This is a genomic window from Streptomyces sp. O3 (assembly GCF_054788135.1).
On the sequence record NZ_JBTVYK010000071.1, the window covers coordinates 1 to 18,281 of the forward strand.

The following is an 18,281-nucleotide window of genomic DNA, read 5'->3' on the forward strand; positions in this document are numbered from 1 at the left end:
GCGCGCGAGACCCTGCGGGCCGTCGGCGCCGTCGACCCGGCCACCGGCCAGGCCGCCGAGCGGGGCGTACGGATGTCCCGTATCGGCCTGCATCCGCGGCTGGCGCGCGCCCTGCTGGACGGCGCGCCACGTGTCGGCGTCCGGCGCGCGGCCGAGCTGGTCGCCCTGCTGAGCGAGGAGCCGCCGCGCGAGTACGGGGACGACCTGGTAGCCGCCTGGCGCGCCGCACGCCGCGGCGGCGACGCGTACGCGGCGCGCTGGCAGGCGGAGTCCCGTCGGCTGGCCGTGGCCCTCGCCGACCGCTCCGCCGAGGGCGCGGAGGGTGCGGGGAGCGAGGCGGGTGAGGCGAGTGAGGCGTACGCGGCCGGGGCGGTGGTCGCGCTGGCGTTCCCGGAGCGGGTCGCGCGGGCGCGGGGCGGCGGAGCCTTCCTGATGGCCTCCGGGACCGCCGCGGAGGTGGGCGCCGGCTCGGGGCTGCACGGCGCGACGTGGCTGGCCGTCGCGGTCGCCGACCGGCCCGTGGGGTCCGCGCACGCGCGGGTGCGGCTGGGGGCGGCCGTGGACGAGGACACCGTACGGGGTACCGCCGCCGCGCTGTACACGGAGGGCGACGAGGTCGCCTGGTCGGGCGGTGACGTGGTGGCCAGGCGGGTGGAGCGGCTGGGCGCCGTCGAGCTGGCGGTGCGGCCCCTGTCGCGGCCCGAGCCCGCGCTCGTCCGGGCGGCGCTGCTGGAGGGGCTGCGGCAGGAGGGTCCGGGCAGGCTGCTGCGGTGGACCAGGGACGCGGAGACCCTGCGGCAGCGGCTGGCGTTTCTGCGTGAGCGGTTCGGGGAGCCCTGGCCGGATGTGGCGGACGACGCGCTTCACGCGCGCGTGGACGCCTGGCTGGAGCCGGAGCTGTCCCAGGCGCGCAAGCGGGCCGACCTGGCCCGGATCGAGGCCGGTCAGGCGCTGCGCCGTCTGCTGCCGTGGGCCAGCGGGGACGCGGCCAGGCTGGACGAGCTCGCGCCCGAGCGGATCGAGGTGCCGAGCGGCTCGCGGATCCGGGTCGACTACGGGAATCCCGAGCGGCCCGTACTCGCGGTGGAGGTGCAGGAGATGTTCGGGCTCACCGAGACGCCGCGGATCGCGGACGGGGTGCCGGTGCTCGTTCATCTGCTGTCGCCCGCCGGGCGTCCGGCGGCCGTCACCGCCGATCTGGCGTCCTTCTGGCGCGACGGGTACCGCGGCGTACGAGCCGAGCTGCGCGGCCGGTACCCCAAGCACCCCTGGCCCGAAGACCCGACGACAGCGCCCCCGACCCACCGCCCCAACCGCCCACGCCCCACCCGCTGACCCCGGACGTCCCCCACGGCCTGGCGCACGGGGCCCCACGCACGCGGGCGGCCTGGCTCCACCTGCGCCTGCGGGCGCCTGGCCTGGGCTCGGAGCGGCGGCCCGGCCCCCCGGCAGCCTGGCCCATGGGCCCTGCCCGCCCCGGACGGCTCGTCCCTCCGACCACTCGGCTCCCCTGGCAGCACCCCGACCCTCAGACGGCCCGGCGCGTGGGCGGGTCGGGGGTGCCCGCCATACGGCGCGGGCGCAGTCGACGCAGGGGCGGCCCGGCCCTGCGGCGGTGTCGCTGATGGACCGCCCAGCCCCTGCGGGGGCTCGGCGCGGTGGAGTTCGCCGTGCGGCGTGGCTGCGGCCTCGCCCCGGTCCGGGGCAGCCCGGCGCACCCGGCGTTCGAGCGGACGGCGATGGGGCTGCGCGGGGATCGGGTGGGGGTCTGGGGGCCTACCCCGGAGTGCTTGGGCGGCGGGCGCGCGCCTCCAGGGTCAGCGCGAGCGTGAGCAGCGCGGCTCCGAGGCCGAGGAAGCCCCACGGCAGGTAGCTGGTCATCAGGAGCACCAGCTGCCGCTGGGACTTGACCAGGTCGACCGTCGACCTGATGTAGTCCTCGCGCATCTTGACATGCCCCGCGAACGCGGTGACCTTGTCGCGGTCGCCGAGCAGGGCCCCGCCGCGCATCTCCTCCCGGTGGATCTCCTCGCCGTACACGGGCGCGCCGGTGACCGGCTCGACCCAGAACTTACGGACCGTGGTGTACCAGAGTTCGGTGCCGGTCTCGGCCAGTGACTCCGCGGTGATGCCCTTGACCGGCATGACGGACGGGTAGTCGACCTGGGTCCAGGGGATGGTCTGCTCGAAGTAATAGACCTCCAGGCCGCGGAAGTTCCGGGTGCCCCGATAGTGGATCGGCGCCGAATCACGGACCCGCATGTCGAAGTAGGCGTAGTCGCGCTTCTCGGTCAGGAAGGGCCACTTGAACTCGATGCCCTCGCGTTTGACCTCGTGCCCGTCCGCCATCTCGGTCTTGTCGTGTACGGGTTGCTGGGTGTGCGCGTCGAAGATGTAGCGCTCGGGGATCTTGGAGACCATCTCGCCGTCCGGGCCCTCGGCGTAGGCGAGGGCGTCCCAGACGACGACATCGCGGCCGGTGCGCTCCCCGATCCGCTCGGCCTCCTCGACGTTGCCCTTGAGGGTCTGCACGATGGAGAGTTTGTCGACCTTTTTGGGCCGCATCGTGCCGTAGTCGATGAGGGTGGCCGGTTTCGCCTCGAGCACCATCTCCTGGTACTGGCCCGGCGGGATCTTCGCCAGCCGGGGGAAGGCGTAGAACCGCAGCAGCGGGGAGAGCGCGGCGAAGAAGACGGCGAAGGCGAGAAGGATGAGGCTGGCCTTGCGGCGCATCGCGGCGCCCCCTTCGGTGAGTGGGTGCGGGGCGGGCAGGCGGGGATCCGGCGTACGCCCGTCAGGGGCTCTCGGGCGGCACGGTGGTGAGCATCGGTTTGGGAGAGGTCTCGCCCGCGGGCGCGCCGACGGCCGTGAGGGCGAAGACCAGGCCGAGTGCGGCCGCGAGCCCCACTGCGGCGGCGATGAGCGCGCGCATATCGGCCTCCCGAGTGGCTTTCGCGGCGTCAGGGCGGGGGCACCGTAGCAACGCGGGGGTGAGATGAGAACACGTCGCACCGCCCCCGCCGCTCAGGACGGGCGGCGGGGGCGGTGTCGATGTAGGTGTCGGTGTCGGTCCGGCGCGCGGGACGCCGGGGGTGGTCAGGCGACCGTGAGCTCGATGGTCAGGGTGACGCCGCCGGGCGCGTCGAGGCGCAGCAGGTAGGTCCCTTCGGCGTCGTCCGCGTACATCCGGGGCAGGGTGAGCACACCGTTCTCGTCGGTCTTCACGTCCCGCAGTGTGCGGACCGGGTCGTCGTCGGCGTCCTTGAAGTAGGGGCCGCCGTCGTTCTCGTCCGGCTCCTCCAGTGACTTGATCATGGTGGCGGTGACCGTGACGCCCGCCGCGGCCTCGCCGTCCAGCGTCGCCCGTACCTCGACCGCGTCGGCGAACTCGCCGCCCGGCGCGCAGGTCAGCTCCTCCTCGCCGGTCCTGGCGAGGGTGTCGGCCGGGCGGGCGGTGACGGTCGCGATGTAGTCCACGGCGTCGAGCGTGCGGCCGTCGACGGTGGCGCGGACCGTGAACTCGCCGGTCCGCGTTCCCGCCGTCAGGACCGGGGCGGCGGCCAGGCCGCGGGCGTCGGTGACGACCGTCACGCTGGTCGCGCCGTCGGCGAACGTGCTGTCCGTGTCACCGACGATCTCGAACGTCACCTCGACCCCGGCCACGCCCTCGCCGTCGGCGTCACGGGCCTGCACGCTGGGCCGCTCGGTGAACTCGGCGCCCTCGGTGGCGGTGAGCGGCCCGGTGTCGGCGTCCACGAGGCGGTCGACCTGGTCGGCGGGCGCGGTCGGGTCCGGGTCCGGGTCCGGGGTCGGCTCCGGGTCCGGGGTCGGCTCGGGGTCCGGGGTCGGCTCCGGCTCAGGTGTCGGCTCCGGGGTCGGCTCCGGCTCGGGTTCGGGTGTCGGTTCAGGCGTCGGCTCGGGCTTCGGAGTCGGCTCCGGCTCGGGCGTCGGCTCAGGGGACGGCTTGGGCGGCCAGATCGGCTTCGGCTTCGGAGACTCGTCGGTGAAGCCGGGGTCGGTCGGCTCGGAGGTCTCGGGCTTCGACGGCGAGGGGCTCGGGCTGGGCGACGTGCCCGGCTTGTTGGTCTTGCCCGGCTTCGGCGAGGGAGAGGAGGGCGAAGGGGTGGGGGAAGGCGACGGCTTGCCGTCGCCCTTGCCCTTGTTCTTGTCGCCGCCGCCGCTCTTGTCTCCGCCCTTGCTCTTGCCGCTGCCGCGCTTGTCGCCGCCGTCGCCCTTGGCGTCGCCGCCGCGCTTGTCGCCGCTGCCGCCCTTGTCTCCGCCGCCGTTGCCCTTGGCGTCGCTGCGGTCGCGCGGCGGTACGCCGGTGCCGTCCGGCACCTCGTGGGTGCCCTTGCGGTAGTACTCGAGCCAGGACAGGACCGTGGCGAGGTACTCCTCCGAGCGGTTGTAGCTCAGGATCGCCTGGCGCAGGTCGCCCTGGACGGACAGGTCGCGGCCGTTCGCGCACAGGTAGGCGGCCGCGGCGAGCGCGGCGTCATAGATGTTGTTGGGGTCCTTCCGGCCGTCGCCGCTGCCGTCCCGCCCCCAGGTCGCCCAGGTGGACGGGATGAACTGCATGGGCCCGACCGCGCGGTCGTACCTGGTGTCACCGTCGTACGCGCCGCCGTCGGTGTCGGTGATGTTGGCGAAGCCGTTGCCGTCGAGTACGGGGCCGAGTATCGGCGACAGCGTGGTGCCGTTCGCGTCGACGCGGCCGCCGCGGGCCTGGCCGGACTCGACCTTGCCGATGGCGGCGAGCAGCTGCCAGGAGATGTTGCAGCCGGGCCGCCGGGCGCGCTGGGCCGCTTCGGCCTTCTTGTACGCGTCCAGGACGGTGGCGGGTATGCCCGCTTCCGCCTCGCCGGTCCCGATCGGCGGCTGGGTCTCGCCGCCGTCCGGGTCCGGGGGCACGGGCGTTTGCAGGGGCGGCAGTTCGGTGTAGTACGGGGAGTCGCCGGTCGCGGAGTCACCGGCCGGGGGGTCGGTCGGTTCGGCGGATCCGGTGCGCACACGGCTCTGCGAGGCGTCGGTCAGGCCAGGCGCCTGCGAGCCGGACAGCGCCGCGATCGCGGCCGCGGCCACCGCGGCCGTCGCCGTTCCCTTGCGGAGTCGACGGCCGAATACCGCTGCCATACGCCTGTTCCCCTCCCGTAGCGAAGACAGCGCACTCCCCAGTGCGCCTGACGCAGGTGACCCTACGACAACTTCCGCCGCGCAGACAGCGGTTCATGTCTGTTTTGCACCATTCGGCGAGCATGGTGTTACCAGAGCGGCACACTACGGGTCTCAACGGCCGTGCGGCTCCAGCGGCGTGGCCGGACCGGCGCACGGCAGCATGGGACGAATGTCACGCGTCCGGAACCGGATGATCTTGCGGCGCAGCTCCTCGGCGTGCCGCAGCACGGTCTCCACGATCAGCACCCTGGCGACGCTCGCCCGGCCGATGCGGTCGGCGTCATGGGGCGCGCACCACAGGTCGTCCCGGTCGTCGTGCGGGGTCTTCGGGGCCCCGGCGCGAAACGACAGAGCCGCCCGGATGTCACGGGACATCCGGGCGGCCAGATCGGGGTCACGGGCGGACCGGCAGGTCGCGGCGCGGCGCGGCGACCGCAGGCGCCCCGGCCGCGGGCCCGCCGCGGATATCGGGGCGATCAGGGTCGAGGCGACCGCCGCGGCGACGGCGGGCCGCCAGTAGCGACGTATGCGGTGAGCCATGCCTGCCACGCTGCACCGCCGCACCCGCCGCAGCACCAGCACAGCGTCCAACCGGGTGTCCCCCGCCCCGCGGCGGCCGGCCGCGGGGCCCGTCTCCCGGAGAAGGGCCCGGTCAGTGGGCCGCCGACTCCCAGTCCGCGCCGACCCCGACCGACACGTCCAGCGGCGCCCGCAGCCGTACCGCGCCCGCCATCTCGCGGCGTACGAGCTCCTCGGCCGCCGCCCGCTCGCCCGGCGCGATCTCCAGCACGATCTCGTCGTGCACCTGGAGCAGCACCCGCGAGGTCAGCCGCGCCTCGCGCAGCGCCCGGTCGACGTTCAGCATGGCGACCTTGACGATGTCGGCCGCCGTGCCCTGGATCGGCGCGTTGAGCGCCATCCGCTCGGCCGCCTCGCGCCGCTGGCGGTTGTCGCTGTTGAGGTCCGGCAGATAGCGGCGGCGGCCCAGCATCGTCTCGGTGTATCCAGTGGCGCGCGCCTCGTCCACGACCCGGCGCAGATAGTCCCGCACTCCGCCGAACCGCTCGAAGTAGGTGTCCATCAGGGCGCGGGCCTCGGCCGCCTCGATGTTCAGCTGCTGGGACAGGCCGAACGCGGACAGGCCGTAGGCCAGGCCGTACGACATGGCCTTGATCTTGCGGCGCATCTCGGCGTCGACGGCGGACCGCTCGACGCCGAACACCTGCGAGGCGACGGTGGTGTGCAGGTCCTCGCCGGAGGTGAACGCCTCCAGGAGGCCCTCGTCCTCGGACAGGTGCGCCATCACCCGTAGTTCGATCTGGCTGTAGTCGGCGGTCATCAGCGACTCGTAGCCCTCGCCGACGACGAAGCCGCGGCGGATGGCCCGGCCCTCGTCGGTGCGCACCGGGACGTTCTGCAGATTGGGGTCGGTGGAGGACAGGCGGCCGGTCGCGGCCACGATCTGGCTGAAACTGGTGTGCACCCGGCCGTCCGCGGCGATCGTCTTGATCAGGCCCTCGACGGTCACCCGGAGCTTGGCCTGTTCGCGGTGGCGCAGCATGATGACCGGCAGCTCGTTGTCGGTCTGGGTGGCCAGCCAGGCCAGCGCGTCCGCGTCCGTGGTGAAGCCGGTCTTGGTCTTCTTGGTCTTGGGCAGGCCCAGCTCGCCGAAGAGGACTTCCTGCAGCTGCTTGGGCGAGCCCAGGTTGAACTCGTGACCGGCCGCGGCGTGCGCCTCCTTCACGGCCTGCTGGACCGCGCCCGCGAACATCTGCTCCATGGACTCCAGATGAGAGCGGTCGGCGGCGATGCCGTGCCGCTCCATCCGGGCCAGCAGCTTCGACGTCGGCAGTTCGATATCGCGCAGCAGGTCGGCCGCGCCGACCTCGTCGAGCCGCTCGTCGAACGCGGCGCCCAGGTCGAGGATCGTCCGGGCCTGGGCCATCAGGGCGTCGGCCTCGGCCGCGTCGTCGGCGCCGAAGGCGAGCTGTCCGTCGGCCGCGGCGGCGGTGTCCAGCTCCCGGCCCAGGTACTCCAGGGACAGCGCGTCCAGCGCGAAGGAGCGGCGGCCCGGCTTGACCAGATACGCGGCCAGCGCGCTGTCCATCACGATGCCGTCGATGGTCCAGCCGTGCTCGGCGAACACCCGCATGGCGTTCTTGGCGTTGTGTAGCACCTTGGGCCGGTCCGCGTCGGCGAGCCAGGCCGCGAAGGCGTTCTCATCGGCCTCGTCGAGCCGCGTCGGGTCGAACCAGGCGGCCGCTCCCCCGGTGTCCGCTCCCCCGGCCGCCGCGAGCGCCACCTCGGTGACCGAGCCCGCGCCCAGCTTCCACGAGTCGACCGCGGCCATGCCCAGCCGCGCCGCACCGTGCTCGGCGAGCCACGGCGCCAGCTCGCCCGCGCTGAGGACCGTGCCCGCCAGCTCCACGCCCGCCGTCGGCGGCTCCGCGTCGGCCGACTCCTGGGCGCCCGGATCGACGGCGAGCAGCCGCTCCCGCAGCGAGGGGTTACGGATCTCCAGGGTGTCCAGGAACACGGCGAGCGCCTTGCGGTCGTACGCGGCGCGCTCCAGGTCCGTGACGCTCTTGGGCAGCTCCACGTCCTTGACCATCTCGGTCAGCCGACGGTTCAGCCTGACCGCTTCCAGGTGGTCGCGGAAGTTCTGCCCGGCCTTGCCCTTGACCTCGTCGGCGCGCTCCACCAGCTCGGCGAAGGACCCGAACTGGTTGATCCACTTCGCGGCCGTCTTCTCGCCGACGCCCGGAATGCCCGGCAGATTGTCGGACGGATCGCCTCGCAGGGCCGCGAAGTCCGGGTACTGCGCCGGGGACAGGCCGTACTTCTCCTGGACCTTCTCCGGGGTGAAGCGCGTCAGCTCCGACACGCCCTTGGTCGGGTACAGCACGGTCACCTGGTCGCTGACCAGCTGGAACGAGTCACGGTCGCCGGTGACGACCAGGACGTCGAAGCCCGCCGCCTCGGCCTGCGTGGCGAGCGTGGCGATGACGTCGTCCGCCTCGAAGCCGTCCACCGCGAACCGCTCGACGCCCATCGTGTCGAGGAGCTCGCCGATCAGCTCCACCTGCCCCTTGAACTCGTCCGGGGTCTTCGAGCGATTCGCCTTGTAGTCCGCGAACTCCTGCGAGCGCCACGTGCTGCGGGACACGTCGAAGGCCACCGCGAAGTGCGTCGGCTCCTCGTCGCGCAGGGTGTTCGCCAGCATCGACGCGAAGCCGTACACGGCGTTCGTCGGCTGGCCCGACACGGTGGTGAAATTCTCCGCGGGCAGCGCGAAGAACGCCCGGTAGGCCAGCGAGTGCCCGTCCATGAGCATCAGGCGCGGGCGCTGCCCGGAGGTCGCCGAGGTCGCGTTCTCAGTCTTCTTCGATGCTGTTTCTGCCACGCGTCCGATCCTCCCACGCCCCACTGACAACGAGCCCCGGCACGGTCGCGACCGGCCCCTGTCACCGCCGCGTGGGAGGATCGGACACGTCAACGTCAGCACTGGTCGCAACTGGTCAAAGGAGACCGATCATGGCAGGCAAGCCCCCCTCAGGCGACCCCGTCCAGGACGCGCCCCAGGTCACAGCGCCGCAACACGCGGCCGCCGGGCTGCCCGCCATCGGCCACACCCTGCGCGCGGCCCAGCAGCAGATGGGCGTACGCCGCACGGCCCTCACCCTGCTCAAGGTCAACCAGAAGGACGGCTTCGACTGTCCGGGCTGCGCCTGGCCCGAACCCGAACACCGCCACCGCGCGGAATTCTGCGAGAACGGCGCGAAGGCCGTCGCCGAAGAAGCCACCCTGCGCCGCGTCACCGACGACTTCTTCGCCACCCACCCGGTCTCCGACCTCGCCGGGCGCAGCGGCTACTGGCTCGGACAGCAGGGCCGCCTCACCCGCCCCATGTACCTCGCCGAGAACGCCGACCGCTACGAGCCGGTGTCCTGGGAGCGCGCCTTCGACATCATCGCCGACGAACTGGCCGCACTCGACTCCCCCGACCAGGCGCTGTTCTACACCTCGGGCCGCACCAGCAACGAGGCCGCGTTCCTCTACCAGCTCTTCGCCCGCGAGTTCGGCACGAACAACCTGCCCGACTGTTCCAACATGTGCCACGAGTCCTCCGGCTCCGCGCTCACCGAGACCATCGGCGTCGGCAAGGGCAGCGTCCTGCTCGACGACCTCCACCGGGCAGACCTGATCATCGTCGCCGGACAGAACCCCGGCACCAACCACCCGCGCATGCTGTCCGCCCTGGAGCGGGCCAAGGCCGCGGGCGCGAAGATCATCACCGTGAATCCGCTGCCCGAGGCGGGCCTGGAACGGTTCAAGAACCCGCAGACCCCCAAAGGCCTCGCCGGACCCGGCACCCCGCTCACCGACCTCTTCCTGCAGATCCGCATCGGCGGCGACCAGGCCCTGTTCCGCCTCCTGAACAAACTCATCCTGGAGACCGGCGGCGCCGTCGACGAGGAGTTCGTCGCCGAGCACACCCACGGCTTCGACGCCTTCAAGCAAGCCGCCCTGGCCGCCGACTGGGACGACACCCTCGCCGCCACCGGCCTGGACCGCCCCGCCGTCGAGGAAGCCCTGCGCATGGTCCTCGCGTCCCAGCGCACCGTCGTGTGCTGGGCCATGGGCCTCACCCAGCACAAACACGCCGTCCCCACCATCCGCGAGGTCGTCAACTTCCTGCTGCTGCGCGGCGACATCGGCCGCCCCGGCGCCGGAGTATGCCCCGTGCGCGGACACTCCAACGTCCAGGGCGACCGCACCATGGGCATCTTCGAGCGCCCCGCCCCCGCCTTCCTCGACGCCCTGGAGAAGGAGTTCGGGTTCGCCCCGCCGCGCCACCACGGCCTCGACGTCGTCCGCTCCATCCGCGCGCTGCGCGACGGCGACGCCAAGGTCTTCTTCGCCATGGGCGGCAACTTCGTCGCCGCCTCCCCCGACACCGACGTCACCGAGGACGCGATGCGCCGCGCCCGCCTCACCGTGCACGTCTCCACCAAACTGAACCGCTCGCACACCGTGACCGGCGCCCGCGCCCTGATCCTGCCCACCCTCGGACGCACCGAGAAGGACCTCCAGGCCAGCGGCGAGCAGTTCGTCACCGTCGAGGACTCCATGGGCATGGTGCACGCCTCGCGCGGCCGCCTGGAACCCGCCAGCGGCCAGCTGCTCTCCGAACCCGCGATCGTCTGCCGCCTCGCCCGCCGCGTACTCGGCGACACCAGCCACACCCCGTGGGAGGAGTTCGAGAAGGACTACGCCGCCGTCCGCGACCGCATCGCCCGCGTCATCCCCGGCTTCGAGGACTTCAACGCGCGCGCCGCGCGGCCCGGCGGCTTCACCCTCCCGCACGCCCCCCGCGACGAGCGCCGCTTCCCCACCGCCACCGGCAAGGCCAACTTCACCGCCGCCCCCGTCACCTACCCGGCGCTCCCCGAAGGCCGTCTGCTCCTCCAGACCCTGCGCTCCCACGACCAGTACAACACCACGATCTACGGCCTCGACGACCGCTACCGCGGCATCAGGAACGGCCGCCGCGTCGTCCTCGTCAACCCGTCCGACGCCCAGCGGCTCGGCCTCGCCGACGGCAGCTACACCGACCTCGTCAGCGAATGGACCGACGGCGTCGAGCGGCGCGCCCCCGGCTTCCGCGTCGTGCACTACCCCACCGCCCGCGGCTGCGCCGCCGCCTACTACCCCGAGACGAACGTCCTGGTCCCCCTGGACGCGACCGCCGACACCAGCAACACACCGGCCAGCAAGTCCATCGTCGTGCGGCTGGAACAACCCAGCCCGGTCTAACCCAGCCCGGTCTAAGCGCCCGCTCAACCACCTGATAGGAACGGTGCACACGACAACGAACGACGACGATCGGAGCCGTGCCCCATGGGCGAGCAGCACCACGTGAAGTTCCCACAAGAGGTCATCGACGAATACGCCGCACTCGGCGTCGACCTCCCCGCGCTCTTCTCCGCGGGCCACCTCGGCAACCGTATGGGCGTACAGATCCTCGAGGCCGCCGCGGACCGCGTCGTCGGCACCATGCCCGTCGAGGGCAACACCCAGCCGTACGGCCTGCTGCACGGCGGCGCCTCCGCCGTGCTGGCCGAGACCCTCGGCTCCATCGGCTCCATGCTGCACGGCGGCAGCAAGAAGATCGCCGTCGGCGTCGACCTGAACTGCACCCACCACCGCGGCGTCCGCTCCGGCCTCGTCACCGGCGTCGCCACCCCCGTACACCGCGGCCGCACCACCGCCACCTACGAGATCGTCATCACCGACGAGAACGACAAGCGCGTCTGCACCGCCCGCCTCACCTGCCTGCTGCGCGACATCAACCCCAGCGACGAGGCCCGCTTCCACCCGGCGAACTGACCGCCGCCGCGCCCCCGCACACACCGAGAGGCCCGCACTCCCAGGGAGTACGGGCCTCTCGGCGCGGTGCCAGGGCGTGTCAGTCCTCGCCGAGGTACGCCTTGCGCACGGACTCGTCGTGCAACAGATCCTGGCCCGAACCCGACAGCACGATCTTCCCGATCTCCATCACATGCGCCTGGTCCGCCAGCGACAACGCGGCCTGGGCGTTCTGCTCCACCAGCAGGATCGTGGTGCCCTGCGCCTTCAGCTCCGCGATGGTCTCCACGATCCGCTGCATCATGATCGGCGACAGACCCATGGACGGCTCGTCCAGCATCAGCAGCTTCGGCTGGGACATCAGCGCGCGCCCCATGGCCAGCATCTGCTGCTCACCGCCCGACAGCGTGCCCGCGGCCTGGCTCCGCCGCTCCCCCAGAATCGGGAACAGGTCGTAAGCCCGCTGGATGTCCCGCTCGATCCCGTCCGCGTCACGCCGCAGAAACGCGCCGAGCTGAAGGTTCTCCGCGATCGTCAGCCGCGGGAAGATCCGCCGCCCCTCCGGCGAATGCGCGAGACCCATCGAGACGATCTTGTGCGCGGGCACCCCGTTCAACGGCTGCCCGGCGAAGAAGATCTTCCCGCCAGCGGGCTTCAACAGCCCCGACAGCGTGCGGAGCGTCGTCGTCTTGCCCGCGCCGTTCGTCCCGATCAACGTGACGATCTGGCCCGCCTCGACGCTGAAGGAGATGCCCTTGACGGCCTCGATCTTGCCGTAGGCCACCTTGAGATCCTCGACCTGCAACAACGCGGTCATCGGCCCTCCCCTCCCGTACGATCCTCATCCTGCGCGGAGTCCGCGCCCTCGGCCCCGGACCCGGCTTCGGCCCCGGACCCGGCTTCGGCCTCGGTCCCGGCTTCGGCTGAAGCCACCTCAGCCGAGGCCACCTCGGCCGCCTCCTCCGCACCCGGCGCCCCCTCGAAGGGCGTGCCCAGATACGCCGCGACCACCCGCTCATCGCCCTGCACCACCGCGGGCGAGCCCTCGACGAGCTTCTCGCCCTGCACCAGCACCGCGACCCGGTCGCACAGATTGAAGATGAACCGCATGTCGTGCTCGATCACCAGCACCGCGGTCCCCTGGTCCCGCACCGCGAACACCAGCTCCTGCGTGGCCATCGTCTCCTGCGGATTCATACCCGCCGTCGGCTCGTCCAACAGCAGCAGCCCCGGATCACTCGCCAGCGCGCGAGCGATCTCCAGCTTCCGCTGCTCGCCATAGGGAAGGTTCCGCGCCAGCGAGTCCCGCTTCGCCGCGAGCCCGGTGAACTCCAGCAGCTCCATCGCCCGCTCCTCCGACGCCCGCTCCGCCCTGCGGAAACCGGGACCCCGCAGCAGCGCCGACCACAGCCCCTCCTTCGTACGGGTGTGCCGCCCCACGAGAACGTTCTCCAGCACCGTCATGTTCGCGAACAACCGGATGTTCTGGAACGTCCGCGCCACACCGGCCTGCGTCACCAGGTGAGAACGGTGCGGCAACACCGTGCCCTTATAACTCACCTGCCCCTCGCTGGGGATGTACAGCCCCGTCAGGCAGTTGAAGAACGTGGTCTTCCCGGCGCCGTTCGGACCGATCAGCCCCACGATCTCACCCTCGTTGACGGTGAGATCGACACCCCGCACCGCGGTCAGGCCGCCGAAGCGCATCGTGACGCCACGGGCGTCGAGCACCGCCGTCCCGGTCTTCGTGACCGTGTCACTCTTCGTCATGGCTCACACCCCCGTCTTTCCCGTACCGGCGCCCACGGCATCCGGAGGCGCATCAGACTCCCCCGCCGCGGACTCATGGAACTCCAGCCGCTTCCTGCGGTCCGCGATCAGACCCTCAGGGCGGAAGCGCATCAGCAGCACCAGCGCGATGCCGAACAACAGCAGCTGGTAGTCGGCCATGAACTGCAGCTTTCTGGGGATCAGGTACAGCAGCGCCGCCCCGACCAGCGGCCCGCTCAGCGTGCCCATACCGCCCAGGATCACCGCCGCCAGCAGGAACGCCGAGTTCGGCGGCACCGCGTGCACGAACTTGTAGCCGTCCGGGTGGACGCCGTACTCGACATGCGCCAGCACCGTACCCGCGAGACCCGCCAGCGTCGCACCGAGCGCGAACGCCAGCAGCTTGAGCCGGAAGGCGTTGATGCCCATGGCTCCCGCCGCGGTCTCGTCTTCCCTGATCGCCACCCAAGCACGGCCGATACGAGAGCTGTCCGAGCGACGGAACACCAGCACGATGACCGCCGTGAAAAGCAGCATCAGCAGGTAGTAGTTGGCGAACCGACCCAGTTCAAAACCCAGCACCGTGTGCGAGACACCGAAGTCGAACCCGAGGATCTTCAGGTCAGGCACGCCTGGGATGCCGTTCGGGCCGTTGGTGACGTCCGGACCTGACTGGCCGTCGAGATTCTGCATGGCGATACGGAAGATCTCACCGAAGCCCAGCGTCACGATCGCCAGGTAGTCACCTCGCACCCGCAGGGTCGGAGCACCGATCACCACACCGAAGATCATCGAAACGACGGCGCCCGTAAGCACGGCGGCCCAGAACGGGAACTGGACGCCCAACGCCGCGGTCGGCGCGCCCGACACCAGAGCGGCCGTATACGCGCCCACGCCGAGAAACGCCACATATCCCAGGTCCAGCAGACCGGCCAGGCCGACGACCACGTTCAGCCCCACTGCGACCGTCGCGAAGATCAGAATACTGACCGCCACCGACGTGTACGCGTCACTGTCCTGCGTGAACGGGAACAGCGCGGCCGAGAAGAACGCCGCAGTCAGCGCCACATTGCGGTGCTTGTGCGTCAGCGCCGAGACCCGGTGCATCAGCCCCGAGCGATAGAGCCCGGCAGCGCCGAAACCAGCCAGGATCAGGAACCCGACGAACAACTCCTCGTCTGAACCGATGCCGTACGTGAAGACCGTCAGCCCCACCCCGCAGGCGGCGCATACCAGCAACACCTCGGCCCACGAAGGCAGCGCCATCGCCGGACCCGGCTCCGATGCCCTCAACGAATGCCGGAACCGCACCCACGCGTTACCAGGCGGATCCTCCTCGTCGAACGGCGTATCGGCCGGAAGGCCCAGCACCGCCGCCAGCAGCGCCAACGAGGCGACCGCCGCGACAAACCCGCCCGGCTCCAGATTGGCCAGACCGCCCAGCTGCCAGGCGATCGCCGCCACCGTGAACCACGTCGTCGCGAACGTCCCCAGCGCCAGCATCAGCGCCGCGCTGGAACGCCCGCCCGGCGTCAGCCACCGCAGACCCCGCACCCCCTGGCCCGCCAGCAAGAACGCCAAGGTGAGCACGGAACCCACCAAGGTCAGCACCTGCAGACCGCCGGGATACCCCGTGACCGTCAGATTGCCCGGAAACTCCGCCGTCCAGGTCCACGCCAGAAACGTGGACGCGAACGTCGCGACCGCCGCGGCCACCGCCGCCCACCGGGCAGCGGCCGCGGGCAGCGGCAGCAGACCCGGAGCGGTCTGCTCGGACGTCGACTTCATCGACTGAACTGTCATACCGATCACGCCCGATCCGAAACGCGCTCGCCGAGGAGACCCTGCGGCCGCACCAGCAGCACCAGGATGAGCAGCACAAAGGCCCACACGTCCTTCCAGACGCCGCCGCCCAGCTGCGACATGCCAGGAATGAACTCCACATAGGCCGTGGCCAGCGCCTCGGCGAAGCCCAGCACCAGACCACCGATCATGGCCCCGTAGATATTGCCGATCCCGCCGAGCACCGCCGCCGTGAACGCCTTCAGGCCCGCGATGAAGCCCATCTTGAACCCGACCTGACCGAACTTCAGACCGTGCGCCACGGCCGCGATCGCCGCGAACGCGGCACCGATCGCGAACGCCGTCACGATGATGCGATCCGTGTTGATACCCATCAGCTTCGCCGTGTCCGGGTCCTGGCTCGTCGCCTGCATCGCCCGGCCCGTGCGCGTCTTCGCCACGAACAGCGCCAGCGCGATCATGCACAGCGGAGCCGCGATCAGCAGGAAGATCTCCCCCCGCTGCAGCGTCACACTGCCGCCGAGCTCCACCGGGCCGCCCCCGAACTGCGGGAACGAAATATCCTTCTTCGCGTCCGGGTAAAACGCCCAGACGGCCTGCTGCAACGCGATCGACAAACCGATAGCCGTGATCAACGGCGCCAGTCTGGGACCGCCGCGCAACGGCCGATAAGCGAAACGCTCGGCGCCGACACCGACAAGGACCGAGCACAGCACGGCCATAAGGATCATGACCGGCAGCGCGACCATCAACGCCGTACCGCCCGGCAACATCTGCCAAGCGGCCAACGCGCCAAAGCCGCCGATCATGAATATCTCGCCATGGGCGAAGTTAATGAGCTGGACTATGCCGTAGACCATGGTGTACCCGATCGCGATGAGTCCGTACATCGCGCCGAGGACTAGGCCATTGACAAGCTGCTCCGGCAAATCTTGCACCGGGGGGCCTCCGGAAGAGTGGTCAGATATACGACTGCGCGGGGGCGCTGTTTGCGCCCCCGCGCAGCAGCAGGATCGTTGCTGTTCGGGCGATCAGCCCGCGAGTACTCCGTACGACGCCCTACGCGACACGCGATACGCGCCGCGTACGACGTCGGTGCGCACTACTTGTCCTCGAACGTGCCAGTCTCGACCGGAACGTGCTTGCCGTCCTGCACCTCGTACACCGACAGCTGCTTGTTCTTCGTGTCGCCGAACTCGTCGAACGCGACCTCGCCCGTGATGCCCTCGAACGACACGTCCTGGAGCTCCTTCACGACCTGCTTGCGCGCGTCCTTCAGATCACCCGGCAGCTTGCCGTCGTTGTTCTCGACGACCGCCTTCACGGCCTGGATGATCGCCCAGGTCCCGTCGTACGAGTAGCCGCCGAACGGGCCGAACGGGTCGTCGTATCCCTCGGCCTCGTAGTCCTTCATGAACGCCTTGGCCGTGTCCAGCGTCTCCAGCGGGGCGCCGACCGACGTCGCGATGTCGCCCTCGGAGTTCTTGTTCGACAGGTCGATGTAGTCCTGGCTGAACAGCGCGTCACCGCCGACCAGCGGGATCTTGGCGCCCGCCTTGGTGATCTGGTCCGTCAGCGGAGCCCCGGCCGGGTGCTCACCGCCGAAGTAGACGAAGTCCGCGCCCGAGTTCTTGACCTTCGTCGCGACGGACGAGAAGTCCCGGTCCTCCGGGTTCACGCTGTCCTGCTGCACGACCTCGCCGCCGAGCTTGACGAACTCGTCCTTGAAGGTCTTCGCCAGGCCCGCGCCGTAGGTCTTCTTGTCATCGAGGATGAAGGCCTTCTTGAGCTTCAACGTGTTGAACACGTACTGCGCGGCGAACGGGCCCTGCACCGCGTCGGTGGTCGACGTACGGAAGTACGTGTCGAACGGGCGCTTCTTGTCACCCTTCTGCCAGTTGGGGCCCTGGCTCAGCTGGGGAGCCGTGTTCGCGGGCGACAGCTGGGCCAGGTTCGCGGTGCCCAGCGTCTTCAGCATCGCCTCGCCCACATGCGAGTTGAGCGGGCCGAGCACGCCGTAGACGCTCTCGTCACCCACCAGCTTGGTGGCGTTCTGCTGACCCGTACCGGCCTGGCCCGCGTCGTCCAGCGCCTCGAGCTTGAAGGTGACCCCCTCAACCTCGTTCTCCTTGTTGGCCGTCTTGACCGCGAGGTCCGCGGAGTTCTTGATGCCCTGCCCGAGACTGGACAGGTCGCCGGTCAGCGGGGCGCTGAGGCCGATGACGACGGTCGTCTTCTTCTTGCCGTCTTCACCCCCCGTGTCGCCGCTGTCGTCGCGGGACCCGCAGGCCGACAGCGTGAGAGCCCCCGCGGTGACCGCAGTGGTGAGCATGAGCAAGGAACGGTGACGCACGATCAGTCCTTTCACCTGGCACGACGGCTCCTCCTGGAGCGCCGAGTACGCGCTGGAGACCGAGTCGGGTCGGATTCCGGTGGCGCGGTGACTGGCCGTGACTCTAAGGGGACAGATGTACGTGGAGGAGAGGTGAAGCCCATGCTGTGACGCTCTTGTTATGACCGCATGGACACAATGGACAATTTCCGGCATCCGATTGGTTCACATATTGAGAACGAGCAGGATGACCGGCTACCCATCACCCCTACGCGGACACGCCCGCCGTACCGCCGCGGCAAGATCTTTCGCATAGTCCGACCCCAAGATGAAACTATGCGCCTGCTTAGCCCGCGAATTACGCAGCGTCACCTTCAGGAAAGGGAGGCTGGCATTCCGTGGCGCAATGTCGCAATCGCGCACCCGCATCGTAATGACCACTTCACGCGGACTGTCCCCATTGAGCGTGAAAGGCGTACGCACCCCCGACGCCACTGACAACGCGGCGGAAGGCTGACGAATCCGCTCCACCACCACAGAAGACCCCGACTCCGTCCGGAACATCACGCTAAAGACGAATTCACCGCCCCGGCCGCCCTCGCCGCCCCGGTCCGCGACAGGGGACACCACTCCGCCGTACGCCACCGACACAAGGTGTAACGGGTACGGGACCACCGGCTCGGGGACGGGCTCCGAACGCCCCGCCCACACCCCGGCAGCCGTCGCGATCGCCACCGCCGCGACCCCGCCGGCGCCCACGGCCCGACGCCTCCGCACCGAGAGCCCCACCCACCGCTCACACACCACGGGCCGGACACGACTGCCTCGTCGC

The 18,281-nt window shown here is 70.6% G+C and carries 13 protein-coding genes; 3 read left to right on the forward strand and 10 right to left on the reverse strand.

Annotated elements, in window-relative coordinates; translation table 11 throughout:
* Nucleotides 1–1,335, forward strand: a 1,335-nt coding sequence (locus ACX6XY_RS27005) for an ATP-dependent helicase C-terminal domain-containing protein (RefSeq protein WP_460336140.1), incomplete at its 5' end; no start/stop codon positions are given.
* A 441-nt stretch (nucleotides 1,336–1,776) separates the two neighbouring features.
* Here ACX6XY_RS27005 and ACX6XY_RS27010 read toward each other — a convergent pair.
* The 5 genes from ACX6XY_RS27010 to polA all read right to left on the reverse strand — a co-directional run bounded on the left by ACX6XY_RS27010 (nucleotide 1,777) and on the right by polA (nucleotide 8,578).
* The gene (locus ACX6XY_RS27010; protein ID WP_460336144.1) at nucleotides 1,777–2,733 is read right to left on the reverse strand and encodes a PorA family protein; all 957 of its coding nucleotides are present in this window, start codon (nucleotides 2,731–2,733) and stop codon (nucleotides 1,777–1,779) included.
* A gap of 61 nt (nucleotides 2,734–2,794) precedes the next feature.
* Nucleotides 2,795–2,932 (reverse strand): SPW_0924 family protein, encoded by a 138-nt coding sequence (locus tag ACX6XY_RS27015; protein WP_460336147.1) that lies wholly within the window; start codon nucleotides 2,930–2,932, stop codon nucleotides 2,795–2,797.
* Between the two features lie 164 nt (nucleotides 2,933–3,096).
* On the reverse strand, nucleotides 3,097–5,133 hold the full coding sequence (locus ACX6XY_RS27020; protein WP_460336150.1) for a lytic transglycosylase domain-containing protein: 2,037 nt from the start codon (nucleotides 5,131–5,133) through the stop codon (nucleotides 3,097–3,099).
* A 153-nt stretch (nucleotides 5,134–5,286) separates the two neighbouring features.
* Entirely contained in the window at nucleotides 5,287–5,715 is a 429-nt protein-coding gene (locus ACX6XY_RS27025; protein ID WP_460336153.1) for a hypothetical protein, read from the reverse strand.
* 112 nt (nucleotides 5,716–5,827) lie between these two features.
* Nucleotides 5,828–8,578, reverse strand: coding sequence for a DNA polymerase I (polA, locus tag ACX6XY_RS27030; RefSeq protein WP_460336155.1), 2,751 nt, complete (start codon nucleotides 8,576–8,578; stop codon nucleotides 5,828–5,830).
* 131 nt (nucleotides 8,579–8,709) lie between these two features.
* On the opposite strand from polA, the gene ACX6XY_RS27035 reads away from it, so the two are divergent.
* Entirely contained in the window at nucleotides 8,710–10,992 is a 2,283-nt protein-coding gene (locus ACX6XY_RS27035) for an FdhF/YdeP family oxidoreductase (protein WP_460336158.1), read from the forward strand.
* Nucleotides 10,993–11,076: 84 nt separating this feature from the next.
* Nucleotides 11,077–11,565, forward strand: a complete 489-nt coding sequence (locus tag ACX6XY_RS27040) for a PaaI family thioesterase (RefSeq protein WP_460336161.1) — start codon at nucleotides 11,077–11,079, stop codon at nucleotides 11,563–11,565.
* Nucleotides 11,566–11,644: 79 nt separating this feature from the next.
* On the opposite strand, the gene ACX6XY_RS27045 is transcribed toward ACX6XY_RS27040, so the two are convergent.
* The 5 genes from ACX6XY_RS27045 to ACX6XY_RS27065 form a co-directional block, all read right to left on the reverse strand.
* The gene (locus ACX6XY_RS27045; protein ID WP_460336164.1) at nucleotides 11,645–12,361 is read right to left on the reverse strand and encodes an ABC transporter ATP-binding protein; all 717 of its coding nucleotides are present in this window, start codon (nucleotides 12,359–12,361) and stop codon (nucleotides 11,645–11,647) included.
* Nucleotides 12,358–13,314 carry an ABC transporter ATP-binding protein gene (locus tag ACX6XY_RS27050; protein WP_460336167.1) on the reverse strand — a complete coding sequence of 319 codons (957 nt, stop codon included), beginning with the start codon at nucleotides 13,312–13,314 and terminating at the stop codon, nucleotides 12,358–12,360. The genes ACX6XY_RS27045 and ACX6XY_RS27050 overlap by 4 nt, the downstream gene beginning before the upstream one ends.
* Before the next feature lie 3 nt (nucleotides 13,315–13,317).
* Nucleotides 13,318–15,102, reverse strand: coding sequence for a branched-chain amino acid ABC transporter permease (locus tag ACX6XY_RS27055; protein ID WP_460336170.1), 1,785 nt, complete (start codon nucleotides 15,100–15,102; stop codon nucleotides 13,318–13,320).
* Nucleotides 15,103–15,122: 20 nt separating this feature from the next.
* Complete coding sequence (locus ACX6XY_RS27060; RefSeq protein ID WP_460336173.1) at nucleotides 15,123–16,055, reverse strand: branched-chain amino acid ABC transporter permease; 933 nt, start codon at nucleotides 16,053–16,055, stop codon at nucleotides 15,123–15,125.
* A 164-nt stretch (nucleotides 16,056–16,219) separates the two neighbouring features.
* On the reverse strand, nucleotides 16,220–17,470 hold the full coding sequence (locus tag ACX6XY_RS27065) for a branched-chain amino acid ABC transporter substrate-binding protein (protein WP_460336176.1): 1,251 nt from the start codon (nucleotides 17,468–17,470) through the stop codon (nucleotides 16,220–16,222).
* Nucleotides 17,471–18,281: the final 811 nt, after the last annotated feature.